Source organism: Bacteroides sp. NGMCC 1.200775 (genome assembly GCF_040798045.1).
GTDB classification, from domain to species: domain Bacteria; phylum Bacteroidota; class Bacteroidia; order Bacteroidales; family Bacteroidaceae; genus Bacteroides; species Bacteroides hominis.
The window spans coordinates 471367-487722 of record NZ_JASCQK010000002.1; the positions used below are offsets into that span (position 1 = coordinate 471367).

General features: G+C 43.9%; 9 protein-coding genes. 4 read left to right on the forward strand and 5 right to left on the reverse strand.

Annotated features, from left to right (window positions below; all coding sequences use genetic code 11):
- Positions 1 to 74: 74 nt before the first annotated feature.
- Positions 75 to 2555 carry an FAD-dependent oxidoreductase gene (locus QK890_RS08325; protein WP_032540290.1) on the forward strand — a complete coding sequence of 827 codons (2481 nt, stop codon included), beginning with the start codon at positions 75 to 77 and terminating at the stop codon, positions 2553 to 2555.
- 9 nt (positions 2556 to 2564) lie between these two features.
- Positions 2565 to 2915 (forward strand): MarR family winged helix-turn-helix transcriptional regulator, encoded by a 351-nt coding sequence (locus tag QK890_RS08330; RefSeq protein WP_032540291.1) that lies wholly within the window; start codon positions 2565 to 2567, stop codon positions 2913 to 2915.
- Between the two features lie 148 nt (positions 2916 to 3063).
- Here QK890_RS08330 and QK890_RS08335 read toward each other — a convergent pair whose 3' ends face one another.
- Positions 3064 to 4362, reverse strand: coding sequence for a S28 family serine protease (locus QK890_RS08335; protein WP_032536160.1), 1299 nt, complete (start codon positions 4360 to 4362; stop codon positions 3064 to 3066).
- A gap of 176 nt (positions 4363 to 4538) precedes the next feature.
- On the opposite strand from QK890_RS08335, the gene QK890_RS08340 reads away from it, so the two are divergent.
- Positions 4539 to 5171, forward strand: a complete 633-nt coding sequence (locus QK890_RS08340; protein ID WP_005778812.1) for a DUF4136 domain-containing protein — start codon at positions 4539 to 4541, stop codon at positions 5169 to 5171.
- Between the two features lie 17 nt (positions 5172 to 5188).
- The gene (locus QK890_RS08345; RefSeq protein WP_005778814.1) at positions 5189 to 5815 is read left to right on the forward strand and encodes a porin family protein; all 627 of its coding nucleotides are present in this window, start codon (positions 5189 to 5191) and stop codon (positions 5813 to 5815) included.
- A 116-nt stretch (positions 5816 to 5931) separates the two neighbouring features.
- Here QK890_RS08345 and QK890_RS08350 read toward each other — a convergent pair whose 3' ends face one another.
- From QK890_RS08350 to QK890_RS08365, 4 genes are all read right to left on the reverse strand, one after another.
- The gene (locus tag QK890_RS08350; RefSeq protein WP_367627300.1) at positions 5932 to 7392 is read right to left on the reverse strand and encodes an arylsulfatase; all 1461 of its coding nucleotides are present in this window, start codon (positions 7390 to 7392) and stop codon (positions 5932 to 5934) included.
- A gap of 108 nt (positions 7393 to 7500) precedes the next feature.
- Positions 7501 to 9465: a RagB/SusD family nutrient uptake outer membrane protein gene (locus QK890_RS08355; protein WP_005810692.1), complete on the reverse strand. Its 1965-nt coding sequence runs from the start codon at positions 9463 to 9465 to the stop codon at positions 7501 to 7503.
- Between the two features lie 21 nt (positions 9466 to 9486).
- Complete coding sequence (locus QK890_RS08360) at positions 9487 to 12678, reverse strand: TonB-dependent receptor (protein ID WP_032540294.1); 3192 nt, start codon at positions 12676 to 12678, stop codon at positions 9487 to 9489.
- A 622-nt stretch (positions 12679 to 13300) separates the two neighbouring features.
- The gene (locus QK890_RS08365; RefSeq protein ID WP_250709334.1) at positions 13301 to 16348 is read right to left on the reverse strand and encodes a glycoside hydrolase family 3 N-terminal domain-containing protein; all 3048 of its coding nucleotides are present in this window, start codon (positions 16346 to 16348) and stop codon (positions 13301 to 13303) included.
- Between the last annotated feature and the right edge of the window lie 8 nt (positions 16349 to 16356).

Consider the following 16356-nt stretch of genomic DNA (forward strand, 5'->3'; position numbering starts at 1 on the left):
CATCCCATGAACCTTTTGAAGCCTATAAACGTTTATTTCCAAAGGAAACTATTTTAAAACGAAAACATATTCAAATGAAGATCATTATTATTGGAGGCGTAGCGGGAGGAGCTACTACTGCGGCTCGCATCAGACGTTCGGATGAAACAGCAGAAATCATCTTACTGGAAAAAGGAAAATATATATCTTATGCCAACTGCGGACTACCCTATTATATAGGTGACGTTATTGAAGACCGCGAGAAGTTATTCGTGCAGACTCCTGAGGCTTTCGGAGTACGTTTCAGAGTGGATGTACGTACCGAAAATGAAGTTATTTTTATAGATCGGAAAAAAAAGACAGTGACCGTCCGCCTTAAGAGTGAAGACACTTACGAGGAGAGTTATGACAAACTGTTAATATCCACCGGTGCATCTCCTGTACGCCCACCATTACCGGGCATTGACTCAAGCGGTATCTTTACTTTGCGGAATGTAGCAGACACCGACCGCATTAAAGCATACGTCAACAGTCGGCCTCCCCGCCGGGCTGTCGTGATCGGAGCCGGATTCATCGGACTGGAAATGGCAGAAAACCTGCATGCATTAGGAGCACAAGTATCTATTGTCGAGATGGGCAACCAGGTGATGGCACCTATTGACTTTTCAATGGCGGCACTGGTTCATCAACATTTGATGGAGAAAGGTGTAAACTTATATCTGGAACAGGCTGTGGCTTCGTTCGAACAAGCAGGCAAAGAGGTGAAAGTGATCTTCAAAAACGGACAGTCTATTCCGGCGGATATTGTGATCCTCTCCATCGGTGTACGTCCGGAAACTACACTGGCACGGGCTGCCGGGCTTACAATCGGCGAAGCGGGTGGCATCGCAGTGAACGACAATTTGCAGACTTCCGATGAATCAATTTATGCCATCGGTGATGCCATTGAATTCCGCCATCCCATTACGGGCAAACCCTGGCTGAACTATCTTGCCGGACCGGCTAATCGCCAGGGACGTATCGTTGCCGACAATCTGCTGGGAGCGAAAATCTCTTATGAAGGAGCCATCGGTACATCCATCGCAAAAGTATTTGACATGACGGTAGCCTCTACCGGCCTTCCCGGCAAGCGGCTGAGACAAGCGGGCATCTCATACGCTTCTTCAACAACACATCCGGCTTCACATGCAGGATACTATCCGAACGCTATGCCGATGAGTATCAAGATAACTTTCGATCCTCAAACAGGCAAGTTGTATGGCGGGCAAATTGTGGGATACGATGGTGTGGACAAGCGAATCGACGAACTCTCACTCGTCATCAAGCACGGGGGAACGATCTATGACCTGATGAAAGTGGAACAGGCATATGCCCCTCCTTTCTCTTCGGCAAAAGATCCCGTGGCTATTGCCGGTTATGTAGCCGAAAACATCATCCTTGGCAAAGTGAAACCCATATACTGGCGTGACCTGAGAGACATCGAACTGAAAAACGTATTCTTGCTGGACGTGCGTACACCGGATGAATTCGCACTGGGTTCGCTGCCGGGAGCGGTCAATATCCCGTTGGATGAAATACGCGACCGTATGGACGAAATACCTTCTGAGAAACCCGTTTATACTTTCTGTGCCGTAGGGTTGAGAGGGTATCTCGCTTACCGTATCCTGATTCAGCATGGTTTCAAAGATGTATATAATCTTTCCGGCGGACTGAAAACATACCGTGCAGCTACTGCTCCTATCGTCCTGCACGAAGATGAAGCAACGAAAAACATGTCTATTACTCAAGAAAGTCAGGTAAAGCAGCCTGCCTCTGCTGAAAAGATGCAGGCTGCACCCGTTGCAATGTCTAAAATCATCCGAGTGGATGCCTGCGGATTACAATGTCCGGGCCCAATCTTGAAAATGAAGAAAACAATGGATACACTCGCCCCGGGAGAACGAGTGGAAATTGTAGCTACAGACCCGGGATTCTCACGAGATGCCGCAGCATGGTGCAACTCGACCGGAAATAATTTCATCTCAAAAGAGAGTGCAGACGGGAAGTCGGTAGTAATTATTGAAAAAGGAGAGCCCAAAGCCTGTAGTCTCACTACAACGTGTGACAGCAAAGGAAAAACATTGATTATGTTCAGCGACGATCTGGATAAGGCGCTTGCTACTTTCATCCTGGCCAACGGTGCGGCTGCGACCGGACAGAAAGTGACTATCTTCTTTACCTTCTGGGGACTGAATGTGATTAAGAAACTTCATAAACACAAGGTAGAGAAAGACGCTTTCGGCAAGATGTTCGGAATGATGTTACCATCGAGTTCACTGAAACTGAAGCTGTCGAAAATGAATATGGGAGGCATGGGCGGAAAGATGATGCGATACATCATGCACCGCAAGGGCATCGACTCACTGGAATCCCTGCGGCAACAGGCATTAGAAAACGGTGTGGAATTCATAGCCTGCCAGATGTCGATGGATGTCATGGGAGTGAAACGTGAAGAACTGCTCGACGAAGTTACGGTAGGTGGAGTGGCCACTTACATGGAGCGTGCCGATAATGCTAACATCAATTTGTTTATTTAATAAAGAAGTATGAATACAATATGTAAAATGCGCGATATCTACAAAGCTCTCTCCGTATTCGAAACAGCATTTGAGGAGATGTATGCGATATCGCTTAACGAAGCAATGGTGCTATGTGCGTTGCGCGAAGCCGGAAAAGAGATTACATCGACCGCCATATCCGAACGAACGGAAATGGCTCCGTCGCATACCTCGAAAGTCATCCGTGCGGTAGAAGATAAAGGACTCATCCGACGTGCATTGGGTGAAGTAGACAAACGTCAAATGTATTTCAACCTGACAGAAGCGGGAAAGAAGCGTTTAGACGAACTGGACCTGGACAAAGTAGAGGTGCCGGAGATATTGAAACCGCTGATGTAAGTTTGTAACATCAGAGATCACCACAGATTACACTGATTATCTGTATGGGCAATAATCCAGTTGTTTTTCATCTGTATAAACTTGTGTAATCTGTGGTGAAAACGCCCCTGTAACTTTTCTATTCATTTACAGAAGGGTAAGAATGGAATCACTCTTCCAACCATTCTTTTATCAACTCGATAGCCTCCTCTTTCTCTTTTTGAGGTAAAGTGCCGATACGGGCCAAATGGCTTCCGTTTGGTTGCACAAAGACATGAATATTCTTTTTTCCTTTCAGCCAAGTGACACCTGCTGCCGTCCATGGATCATTCTGCCCATAGATAAAGATCATCCTCGGATCATTTTTCTTTAGGAAATGAATTATTTTTCGGCTCAGAGTCTTATCAAACTTCATATTGCCGAGTTCTTCAGGAAGCATCAAACGCTTCAAGTAATCTTCACTGGTTTTAATGGTAAGATATTTTTTGAATGGACGGATATCATACCCATAATACCCCAACTCGCGGGCAGCTTGGACAAAGAAGGAAGTATTGGCACCCTCTTCCTCAAAATAAGACGGTTCGCTAATTGCAAGCAAATGTTTAAAGAGTTCGTCATCCGAGGCTGTAATTGCAGGAATCTGATCGACCGGAGTCCCCCATTGCCAGATAGAGAACGAATATTCGAGTACTGAATAATCATAAATCTCTTCTACAGGAACGCGGAATTTATATTTCTTTCCGGTACAATACTTCTCAAAACGAGGTAGCAAAGTAGGTTTACGCTTCAACACTTCCAACTGAAAATTTTCAATTTTCTCACGAGCCTCAGGAGTAGATACCATCTTTAAAAATGGTTCGTGACGCCCGTCTTCGACTCCATAGCAGAGTGGAGCCACATACGGAACAGAGATATCCACATCTTCGGGAAAGAAAGTCCGATAAAGCATCGCTGTCTGTCCTCCCTTACTGATGCCGGTAGCAATCCACTTACCGGGATAGATGGAGCGGAAAGCCTCGCGCACGGCATGTAAATCTTCAGCAGAGTTCTCGGCTGTCAGATATTGCCAATCTTTAGGAGTAGGAGTCGATTCGAGGAAATAGCGATACTCCACAAATATCATATTGGTATTAAATAGTTTTGATAGCTCTTCCCGGTAATTGATTCCCAAAGCATAAGAAGCGCCATAACCTTCGGTAACCATCACAGTAGGACGATCGAATCCGACATGGGAAACAATAACACGCTGACTGAAAGAGCCCTTCTCTGGATGATGATGATCTAACGGCTGGGTGAAATAAGCCACATATTTCTCAACAAACTCTGTAGATTCCAAGGGTTGGGTCTTGGTGATTTCGGTAATCTTACCCAACTTATCCAATAAAGTTGTTTGGGCAGATAGAGACAAAGATGTAGCAAGCAAAACGAGCCAAAGAGAAAATGTCTGGCAGATGCGTAGGTTCTTCATATTTATTTCGGTTTTAATTTTGTACAAAGATAGATCTTTCACCAAAGGCTCCAAGTAATCATACTGCATTTTAACATTATTCTTTGCGAACCTTTTAACAAGAGTCTTGTTATTTTCTGCAAACGCCTTAAGGTACCAGGGCAAGATTTTTTTAATAACCTAAACATTATAAAGATATGAAGAGATTAATTCCCATCTTATTGGCGGTCTTTGCATTCGCAGCTTGCGAAAAAGACCCTGACATGGACAAATTGGACAATGACTATTTGGTTTATACCAACTACGACAAGAAAGCTGACTTTAAACAGTTCAGCACGTACTACATCCCTGACAGCGTTCTCGTAATAGGAGATAAAAAAGATCCGGAATACTGGAAAGGTGAAGCAGCAGCAGCCATTATCAATGCATACAAAGATAACCTGAACAGCAAAGGTTTTGCTTATACTGACAATAAAGATGCTGCCGATCTGGGCGTGCAGATTAGTTACGTTCAGAGTACTTATTACTTTACCGACTACGGACAACCTGAATGGTGGTGGAACTATCCCGGCTATTGGGATGCACCTTACTGGGGTAACTGGGGCGGTTGGTACTATCCGTATGTTGTGAACTATAGCATTACAACCAACTCATTCCTGACTGAAATCATGAACCTGAAGGCTCCCGAAGGTGATAATCAGAAACTTCCGGTTCTGTGGAGCAGCTTCCTGAGCGGTCCTGCAAGCTATTCCGGCAAAGTGAACCAGACTCTGGTTGTTCGCGCAATCAATCAGTCGTTTGCACAGTCACCTTATCTCACTAACAAATAATTTAATTAAGAACCGTTATGAAAACAATGAAATATATTTCTCTTAGAGTACTGGCCATAGCGGCCCTTGCTCTGGCCTTTGCCATGCCGGCCAAGGCACAGTTATCAGATAATGGATACGCTAACGTGGACTGGCAGTTCAACGTGCCATTGAAAAATCACTTTGCCGATAAAGCCAGTGGATGGGGTATGAACTTCGAAGGCGGTTATTTTGTAACCCCTAACCTCGGACTGGGTCTCTTTATGAACTATAGCAGCAATCACGAATACTTCCCACGCGCAACTTTCCCTGTGGGCGAAGGAACCGTGAATACTGACCAGCAGCATACCATCTTCCAGTTACCTTTTGGTGCCGCCGCACGCTATCAGTTGAATCGTGGGGGAGCATGGCAGCCTTACTTTGGTGTCAAACTGGGTGCCAACTATGCGAAAGTACGTTCTAACTACAATATGTTCGAAACCCGCGACAATACTTGGGGATTTTACGTATCACCGGAACTCGGTCTGAACGTTTACCCTTGGGCATATGGCCCGGGCCTGCACATCGCTGTTTATTACAGCTATGCTACCAACAAAGCCAATGTGTTGACTTACAATGTAGACAAACTGAACAACTTCGGCTTCAGGGTAGGTCTTGCTTTCTAAAAAGAGCAGAGGTACCTGACTATATATATAAAGGGGCTGTTATATCACATAACAGCCCCTTCCTTTTAAAGCAATACATGCTTGCCTTTCATTTTGACAACTTTATCAATCACTATTTATCGAAATAAAGGCCAATTAGGATCTTCTGTATGAGCTTCTTTCATAATTGTCTTCAGCTCATCCGCTTTCTTGGGGAACAGGTTCAGCACGTTGTGTTTCTCTGACGGATCCGAAGCTAAATTATACAATTCGTAGTAGGGTTTGTTTCCACGTATATTCATATGAACGAGTTTCCAATCGCCTTTGCGGACAGCCTGGCGTCCGTTCATCTCAAGAAATTCAAAATAAAGATATTCGTGCTCTTTCTGTCCTTTGCGGTTTTGCAACAAAGGAAGTATGCTGACACCATCCATATTCCGAGTATCCACTTTCGGATCCAATACTTCCCTGAAAGTAGGCATCAAATCCCAGAATGAACACATGAAATCGGTTTCCGTATTTGGCTGTACACGTCCAGGCCACGATATAATCATAGGTACACGAATACCACCTTCATATACATCACGCTTGTATCCGCGCCAGATACCATTACTGTTAAAGAAATCCGGATCGGCACCGCCCTCCATGTGAGGACCATTATCACTTGAGAAAATAATAATGGTATTATCGTATACTCCCATATCTTTGAGTTTCTGTACAATCTGCCCTACGTACACATCCAACCGGTAAACCATTGCAGCAAAAGTAGCATGCGGATAGAACTGGGTACAATATCCCCCTTTACGAAAACCGGGACTGCCGGGCTCTGCTCCACGATAGGGTTTCTCCGGGTATTTCCCCCTGAACTTCTTGATAATACTATCTTCCGGTACTATCAGTTCGGCATGCGGGATAATAGTAGGATACCACATAAAGAACGGTTTATCTTTATCCTTAGCAGCTTCATCCAGGAAAGCTAATGCTTTAGAATGAATCAGATCCTGCGAATAAGTTCCCTTTCCGTATTGCACGTTTAAATTATTATCCGGCAAATCGACACGTTTATCATTATCCCACAAATGGTCGGGATAATAACTATGGGCGAGCAACTGGCAGTTATATCCGTAAAATTGATCGATTCCCTGTTTGTTAGGATCACCCGCCGAACCGATGTAGCCAAGCCCCCATTTGCCAAAGGCACCTGTACGATAACCTGCATTACGAAAATCATTAAAGATGGTCTGTGAGTTTTCCGGTAATGGGAATTGTCCTTCCGGAGCAAGCTCTTTGTTCCCGCGAATAGCTGTGTGCCCGCTATGGGTTCCGGTTATCAGGCACAAACGCGAGGGAGCACTAACCGTTGTTCCCGAGTAACATTGGGTGAAACGCATGCCATTCTGTGCCAATCGGTCGATATTAGGGGTTTCGAACTTCTCTTGCCCATAGCAACCCAAATCTCCGTACCCCAGGTCATCAGCCAGTATAAAAACAACGTTAGGGCGGGTTTGCCCCTGTGCTTTCTTTTTCTGTGCCAACGTTTGTTGTGTAGAAACCATCCCTACGAGCAATGCACTTCCGAGTAATAATTTCTGATTCATGATATGTATTTAAAGTTTTCAAAACAGAAGGAAGAGGGCGCTACTAAAGCCAGTTTCGCCACTCTTCTTCTCTCATTGTTTAATTTAAAAGAACGGATAAAGATCTTTCTATTCCCAGCCCGGGTTTTGAGTCAGATTAGGATTAAGCGCTATTTCTTCCAACGGGACTTGATAGAGATAATATTTTTCAAGCCAGCCTTTTCCTTCTTTCAACGGATCGTTGAACAGATAGATATAACCTTCGGTCATAGATCCATTTGCCCCATCCGATGTTCCGGTCATTTCGTTAAGCAGTGTCAGTGAGCTGAGTTCGCTCTTCGAAATCCACATACCTTTCTGCTGCATATTCACAAACCAAGGAGCCATTCTCCAACGACGTACATCGTAGAAACCGAATCCTTCTCCCATCAGTTCAATAATACGTTCACGACGGATCTCCCACAATACCGGATCAACGAGAATTCCATTATCATTTCCCTTCGGATAATATTTTCCACGATTCGGATCAAAATTAGCATCAATCTGCGCCACTACCATATCGGCCACACCGGCACGTTTACGCAATTTATTGATTGTCTCGTCAGCAATTGTCTGTGTGAACTGGTTGGTCTCAAACATAGCCTCGGCATAGTTCAGCAAAACCTCTTCAATTTTAAAGACAGGTTTATCGGCAGTGTTCACTTGGGCATTGTTATAATTTTCTTCCCAGTTATCCCAGTTTTTCCATACATAATATCCCGAACGGCAAGCAACATAAGCATGTGGTCCATATTTCTTTCCTTCAATCGTATATTGTGCGCCTCCCTGCAAATTCGGAACGCGGCGTACCAATGAAGCACTCCAGTTCTGTCCCGGTAAACGTTTCATACCGATACCCGGATTGCTACACGACTCATTCGCTCCCATGATGTCGATATATTCACGGTCGGCGGGATCACTGGTATAAGACCATGTAGCATAATCTCCCTTACCGTCTTTCACTTTATAAGGAGGCATGATGGTATGATACATACGCGGGTCACGGTTGCGGAAAGTAGAATAAATATCTTTGTCTCCCTTATACAAATCTGAGTGAGAAATAGTTTTTCCATCTTTACACAAATACAGGTCCACTGTTCCCTGATGCATTTCTATGTCGTGCGAAGAAGTATGTTCATAATAGCACGAGTGTCCCGGTTTTATTGTTTCCAGCCACTGCTGATACAGAATAACGCCTTGTACCTTACTCAGGTCCTCTGTGGTCCACATCTCACCATATCCGGCTGCCGGTTGTCCGTCAGTTCCATAATATAATGTCGGATAGTCTGCCATCAACAGTTTGGATACACGGATACACTCAGTGAAATACTTATCATAACTTCCCAGTTCATGATATTTACGCCAGGTAGCTTCACGCAGCGTGAAACGTGAAAGAGCTGCACGCACACAGTCGCGATTGATGGTATTCGAACCGTCTTTTTTCTCGTAAACCGATGCATCACCGATATTCTCTTCAGCCCATTGTAAACGCTCCAGCACTTTATCGGCTACTTCAAAGCGTGGCATGCGGGTACCATAAGCCTCTTCTGAGGTTTCATCCAGTGGTTTATCAATCCAAGGCACATCACCGAAACGATCGATAAGCTCCATATACCAGAATGAATGAAAGAAATATCCGACGGCTTTCCAGTGATTCTTTTCAGCTTCCGTCATATCAGAAGCATCCACATGTGAAAGCATCAGGTTAATACGGCGGATAAAGGTGGAAAAATTCCATCCATTACCTGATGTAGCATTAGTCACCGTTTGGAACGCATATTTATTCTGGCTGCTGGCTCCGCGCTGATTCAGATATCCGGCATACACATCACCCAAGTAATGAGAATTACGCCCGATTGCAGTGGTAGAAGTAGCAATGTTCGTATTAGAAAACATTTCATAACATGGCCACATAAAGGCCTTAAAATTGTCATAAGATTTGAAGGCATTTTCTTCCGTCAGGCTGGTTACAGGATATTTCTCCAGGAAACTATCGTTGCATCCCGACAGCATCATCCCCGCGAAAAGGGTTAAAAACAATAATATCTTTTTCATATTCGTGTATCAGATTAGAGTTTATAATGTGACATTTATACCGAATGAAACCGTGCGGAATGCCGGATAGTTCCATTCTATTCTTTCCGGGTCGATACCCGAAGGCAGAGAGGTGAAAGTAGCTACGTTTTCAACACTGACAAACGCTTTCATTTGTGACAGGAAGATCTGAGACAGCCACTTTTTGGGCAGGTTATAGGACAGAGTAATGTTCTTGATACGGAGGTAAGAAGCATCGGACAAATATTTGTCGCTTTGACGAAGATTTGATCCTGAATTACCACGGTTACCATACAGACGGGGATACTTAGCATTCGGATTAACTGCTGTCCAGTCACCGTTATCCGGGTCTTTCGGCTTCCAATAGTCATCCAGCCCATCGAATAGAGGAATAAAGTTATCACCGTTCATCGGGAAAGTCAGAACATTCGAGATCCAGTAATCACGTTTTCCAGTTCCCTGCAAAATAACATTCAGGTCGAAACCGGCATAGTTGGCTCCCAGATTAATACCATACTGATAACGCGGAGTCGTATTACCAATCACTTTGCGGTCACCCGGATTATCGAATGTGTTGTCACCGCTTGTAATAACATTAGTAGAACTTTCATCATCACGAAGATTTTTGAATTTCACATCACCCGGGCGGACGTTATAACCATTAATCGAAGTTATGCCTTCCTTCAGTTTCCAGGACGAAGTATCTTCAAAATCATCTACTGTATAATAGCCGTCTGCTACATAACCCCATATTTCACCCATCACCTGTCCGGGATAGAAACTGCTTAACAGTTTAGTGGCCGCATTGTCATCGTATTTGGTAATTTTCGACTTATAATCAGAGAGGTTAAAACCAAGACGATATCCTACTTTACCGATCTGGTCGCGCCAGTTCAGGCTCAGTTCCCAACCTCGGGTACGCATATCGGCCGTATTTTGGTAAGGAGCACTGGCACCTACAACAGCAGGCAACTGTACGCCCGGAGCAAGCATACCGTTAGTATTACGCTGATACCATTCAAATACACCATTCAGGCGATTATTGAATAGATTCACGTCCAGTCCGACATTGACCGTACCTACTTTTTCCCAGGTAAAATTCTGGCTTACCAATGCAGGCAACGAGCTGATAGAGGTAACATACGTATTATCGATAATCCAGGAGGTAGACTTATTGCTGACACTCATGGTCGGAGTGAATGTATATGGATTCACATTCTGGTTACCAATAACACCATATGATGCACGGACTTTCAACCCATCCAACCAGTTACGTGTAGACTCCATAAACTTCTCCTGTGCTATCTGCCAGCCGGCTGACACTGAAGGGAAGAAGCCAAAACGGGAACTCTTCGGGAATTTGGAAGAACCGTCATAGCGCCCGTTTACTTCCAGCAAATATTTGTCCTGATAGTTATAGTTAACCCTGAAAAAGCCACCACGTACAGCATACTCACTATATGAGTCAGTAGTCTTGATGGTTCCGGTTCCGGAGCCCATTGCCGGCACATCAATCACAGCTTGATTGTATGAGTAGGCATCCAAAGTCTCTTGATAGCTCGATTCCTGATTGAATCCGGCCATTACTTTAAAATTATGACTGCCAAAGTTCTTACTATACGTAGCATACACGTTGATAGCATTATAATTCGTATGCTGTTTGTATTTTCTCAGATAATCGTCTACAAAAGATTTAGAGCTTCCTCCCTGGATAGTGGTATAATCATACTGCCCTGTATACCAATGATAATCATAAATGTTTTTATCGAACGTATACTCAAATACTGCTTCCAGCCCTTTAAGCGGTTTCAGAATGGATTTCAAGAAGATACGTGGATTATCATTATTGTTGTTTACCGGGTTCGACAGTAAAATCTGATTCCGCGGGGTAAACAAAGGAAGGTCTTCGTTTGCCAAAGTATTAACCGATGCCGGCAAATCTCCTTCGGGATAGTATGAAATCAAACGGGTGTTATACACACCACCCATTCCACCAGGTGAAGTTTGCAAACTGTGAGCATAGCTCATTGTCACTTCCTGAGTAAACCAATTAGTCACATCGGCCGAAATAAAGGTGTTGATGTTCATACGCTCAAACTTATCACGATCGGATATCAACACACCATCGTTTGAAGTATATCCTCCCGAAATACGATAACGGAGCTTGTCCGTACCTCCGGAGGCCGAAATATTATGGGTCATCTGGAAGCTGGTCTCCATAAAGTTTTTATAGAGGTCTTTCTCATTCAGATAATAAGGTACACCGGATTCATCCATATAGATACCATCACCTACCGTATTGAAAGCAGACGGATTTTTCTGGTATTCAGTGAGATACTCCATCCATTTACTGACACTTGGCGAACCGAGCGACCAATAAGCATCCGAATATCCGCAATCCAGATAAGCTTGCAGATAATCCATCAACGGAGCTTGCTTAGGCAGGTTGACAGCTGTTCCGAAAGCAAAGTTATTATTGTAATTCAATGAGAATTTAGCGGCACCTTTGGGACGTTTGGTTGTGACAACAATTACACCACCGGCAGCACGTGCACCATAGATTGCCGCAGAAGCAGCATCTTTCAATACACTGATTGACTCGATATCTTCCGGATTGACCATGTCAAGATCACCTTCCACATTATCGATCAGTACCAGTGGCTTAATGGTATTACCATATGAACCGTCCGAGTTCTTGACGCCGACAGAATAGGCACCACGAATCTGGAAAGATTTACTTGTTCCGGGAGCATTACCCCCGTTAGAAACAAACAATCCCGGGACAGCTCCCTGAAGAGCATCGGATGCATTCAAGATAGGACGGTCACCTAATACCTCATCCATTTTGACTGAAGATACGGCACCAGTCAGATTCGCTTTCTTCTGAGAGCCATAGCCTACCACTACCACTTCTTCCAGTGCTTGGGTATCATCCATCAATATCACTTTGAGTGAGCTCTGATTGGTTATCTTAATATTTTGCGTTATGTATCCTATATACGAAATACTGATTACGGCATTGCCCGAAACAGAAAGAGAGAATTTACCATTAATATCGGTAATTGTACCATTGGAAGCATTACCCTTTTCCAAGACAGTAGCACCAATGACCGGTTCACCGGCAGCATCGGTTACAGTACCGGTAATCTTCCTTGCTTGCTGAATGGCAGCAACAGACTGGTTCTCATAAGTCTCTAAAGACGTAGCGAACACATGGTTCGGAGAGAGTAGGCCGGCAGAAATGCCAAGTCCTATCAGAACTTAAAACAATATGTAATCATCCATTTTCATTTTATATTACTTTTTGATTCATATTGGGGAAACATTCACTCCAACAGGGGACTTCTTTTATATTATTTTTTAGTATTGTTTATTGTATTTATAAAAAATAGAGTTAACTTTGTCTGCGAAAGTTAAATCTAATACAGGTAGAAAAATAGGATTAGGATAGTAAACAAACATATATTTAACCGATTCCAAACAGATCCTATATTGCTATCTCAAAACCAATTAAATATTAATACTTATGAGAAAATGTTCCCCAATTTCCCCTAACTCCTTTCGGAAAGTTCTGATAGAACTTAGAAGAGAATGCTCTTTTTACTATTGATTTTAATACTTTTCTCTATCCCACACCCATCTCAGGCTAAATTATTTACATTAAAAGAATGCCATTCACATTTGTCAGAAGCTATCACGGTGGAGTTATAGTACTAAATAAAAATATCAAAGCACAAAACATCATGAATCATAAAGCATTATAAATCAAATCTCAGCGAGGTACATCCTCACCAAGAGTCGACTTATAATACGCTGGTATATGTAATGATTAATTCTACTTCATCGCCTCATAAATGGTTTCCTGAATTTTTTCCCGTATTGCCATTTTAGATAATTTGTTAACCCAAGCATCGGGATAGGTACGATTGCTCAGAAACACATAAACCAAACCATTATCCGGATCTACCCAGGCACAGGTTCCTGTAAATCCGGTATGCCCATATACAGAAGCAGGAGCAGAAACAGCACACGGACTTTTACTTTCATTCACCACATCCGGCTTATCAAAGCCCAAACCACGGCGGCTGATTTTAGATTTATCGGTAGTGAACAAAGCACAAGTCTCTTTACTTAAATAACGTCGTCCATCCAGCTCACCACCATTAAGTAACATCTGATAGACCTTGCCAACCTCACGAGCTGTAGAAAAAAGTCCGGCGTTTCCTGAAATACCTCCCTGAAATGCGGCCGACTCATCGTGTACAAAACCTTGCAAAGTGGTCTTACGGAGGAAACGGTCTACAGCAGAAGGTACAATCTCTTTCTTTTCGAAGTAGCGCAATGGCAAATATGCAGTACGCTCCAGCCCCATCGGTTTGTAGAATTCCTGCCACAGATATTCATCCAATGGTTTACCACTTAACTCTTCTGCAAGCATCTGCAACAAGATAAATCCGATATCACTGTAACGGTAGTTCTTATCCTTTAACGGTACTTCTGCAATTTTTCTCTGCATCTCTTCCCTGAACGACTGATTCAACCATAGACTATCGCAAACCTGAAGGATACAGTCTCCGCTTTTCGTCTCGGCTGCCATCCCTTTATTGAACCGGAACCTCGGATTTCCCCAAGTACGAGCACCTAACCGTACCGTATGCAACGCATCCTTTGACTGCTTGAACAACGAACCTTTATAACTTTTCTTATCAATAGCTTCCTGATAGAAGACTAATCCGGAAGGTAACCCCGATTGGTGCAAGAGTAGTTCACGAATGGTCAGATTCTCCTTATTCGTCTTACGCAAGAAAGGCAGATAATCAGACACTTTATCAGTCAGATTAAAGCACCCTTTATCATAGAGCTTCATTACAGCCAACAATGTACCTGTTGTTTTTGACAGTGAAGCCAGATCATAAAGATCGGTCGGTTTCACTTTTTCACTATGCTTATCTGTATGGTGCCCGAAACATCGGTCATATAAAGCCTTACCATCCTTCATTACCAGTATCTGGCAACCGGGATAAGCTCCTTCTTTAATACCTTCCAAAGCAATTGAATCGATGCGACTTAGCACTTCCGATTTCAGACCATATTCTTCGGGCACAAAATGGAAAGGCGTATGCGGCGTGATCGTCACTCCCGAACCGGCAGAAAACAATCCACCCACACTGGCAGACAGCCTTCCGTCTGCTGTCGCTTTGCCCAAAAGTATATCAGCCACACGTTCCTGAACATCATCATGAGGAGCATGAGCCAGTACCACAGCCTCAGCAGCCGATACAGCCCGCTGGATCTGCAACATGGATTTAGCCGGAATATAGAATACATAAATTGCAGGAGCTTCCGGAGCAAACCTGGCAAAAAATGATTGATAAGGAGCAAGGCGTTGCTCGGTAACAGTAACAATAACGCGGCGATAAGCAGCAAGAGAATCACGCAGTTTCTGCTGTTCGACCTCCGGCAAATCTTTACGCAATTGAAAACGCGTAAATGGAATATACTTCTTTATTTCGCGGTCAAAAGGTTCTGTTTTCCCGCCATCACCGACATTCAATATAGCTACCTCTTTCAGGTCGGGATGCAGAGGCAATACGCCTCCTTTATTATTCAACACTGTAATTGCAGCCAGATTTAGCCTGCGAATCAAATCACGTGTTTGAGGCGTATTAATACGAGACCCCAACCCCGATAGTCTCACAAAAGGTTTATCCTTTAGACCTAAAATGTATTTATAAGTGAGTATTTTCCGACATTTTGCATCAATTTCCTCTTCCGGAAGTTCTCCTTTTTCCACCGCTGCCAATACAGCATCTATCTCTTCCTTTAGCCTGCGGGGAGCCAATACCATATCATTTCCGGCTTTCAAGGCTTGCAGACAGACACTCTGATTACCGGAAACCCCTTTCATAGCAAGCGCATCCGTAAAAATAAGTCCCTTAAAAGCCAATTCTTCGGTCAGCAAACCATAAACCACATTGCGCGATAAAGATGAGGGCAATCCACCGATTGGTTCGATTACAGGAACCTGTAAGTGCCCCACCATCATACCACTGACTCCGGCACGGATAGCCTCTTTAAACGGATATAGTTCTACACTGTCCAGACGTTCACGTGTAAAAGGCAATACGGGCAATGCTTTGTGTGAGTCCACGTCCGTATCACCATGCCCCGGGAAATGCTTGCAAACCGAAAGGACTTTTCCACTCTCCAGCCCCGAAGCATAAGCAATCACTTTGTCGGCTACCTGCATCGGATCTTCACCGAACGAACGGGTGTTGATAACCGGATTATCCGGATTGATATTTACGTCAGCCACCGGAGCAAAATTCACCTGTACTCCCAGTTCACGACACTGGCGAGCCATTTCCCGTCCATACTCATAGATCAGCCGATTATCCTGAATACATCCTAATACCATATTTCTTGGGAAAACAGGAGTACCGCGTAAACGCATGGAAAGTCCCCACTCACCATCGAAGGTTATCAGCAACGGACAGCGTGCCATCCGTTGCGCTTCGTTGGTCAGTGTAGCTTGATTCTGTATCTTTCCACCGGAAAAGAGTAATCCACCGACTTTATAGGTATGAACGGCATCGCGCAACAACTGCATATTCCGTTTGGTCTGTACAGGTGCAATGGTATAAATGAACAATTGACCAACCTTTTCTTTCAAACTCATCCGCTTGTAAACAGAATCGACCCAGTGACGGCATTTTTCGTCCTGAGAGGCCTGATAAAGCAATAAAGGTTCTATAGGAGCAGATACACCGGGAGGAGCATGAAAGTTCTCACCAATAGGAGTATCTTTTAAAGTAGGAGTTTTCGCCCCTACCACAAAAAACGCTGATACGACTAAACCAGCAAATAAATATCTTCTTTTCATTCTATATT

Excerpts from the sequence above, each read along its gene's own strand:
- QK890_RS08345 (WP_005778814.1), top strand. The coding sequence starts at position 5,189 with ATGAAAACAATGAAATATATTTCTCTTAGAGTACTGGCCATAGCGGCC.
- QK890_RS08330 (WP_032540291.1), top strand. The coding sequence starts at position 2,565 with ATGAATACAATATGTAAAATGCGCGATATCTACAAAGCTCTCTCCGTA.
- QK890_RS08365 (WP_250709334.1), bottom strand. The coding sequence starts at position 16,348 with ATGAAAAGAAGATATTTATTTGCTGGTTTAGTCGTATCAGCGTTTTTT.
- QK890_RS08325 (WP_032540290.1), top strand. The coding sequence starts at position 75 with ATGAAGATCATTATTATTGGAGGCGTAGCGGGAGGAGCTACTACTGCG.
- QK890_RS08350 (WP_367627300.1), bottom strand. The coding sequence starts at position 7,392 with ATGAATCAGAAATTATTACTCGGAAGTGCATTGCTCGTAGGGATGGTT.
- QK890_RS08355 (WP_005810692.1), bottom strand. The coding sequence starts at position 9,465 with ATGAAAAAGATATTATTGTTTTTAACCCTTTTCGCGGGGATGATGCTG.
- QK890_RS08340 (WP_005778812.1), top strand. The coding sequence starts at position 4,539 with ATGAAGAGATTAATTCCCATCTTATTGGCGGTCTTTGCATTCGCAGCT.
- QK890_RS08335 (WP_032536160.1), bottom strand. The coding sequence starts at position 4,362 with ATGAAGAACCTACGCATCTGCCAGACATTTTCTCTTTGGCTCGTTTTG.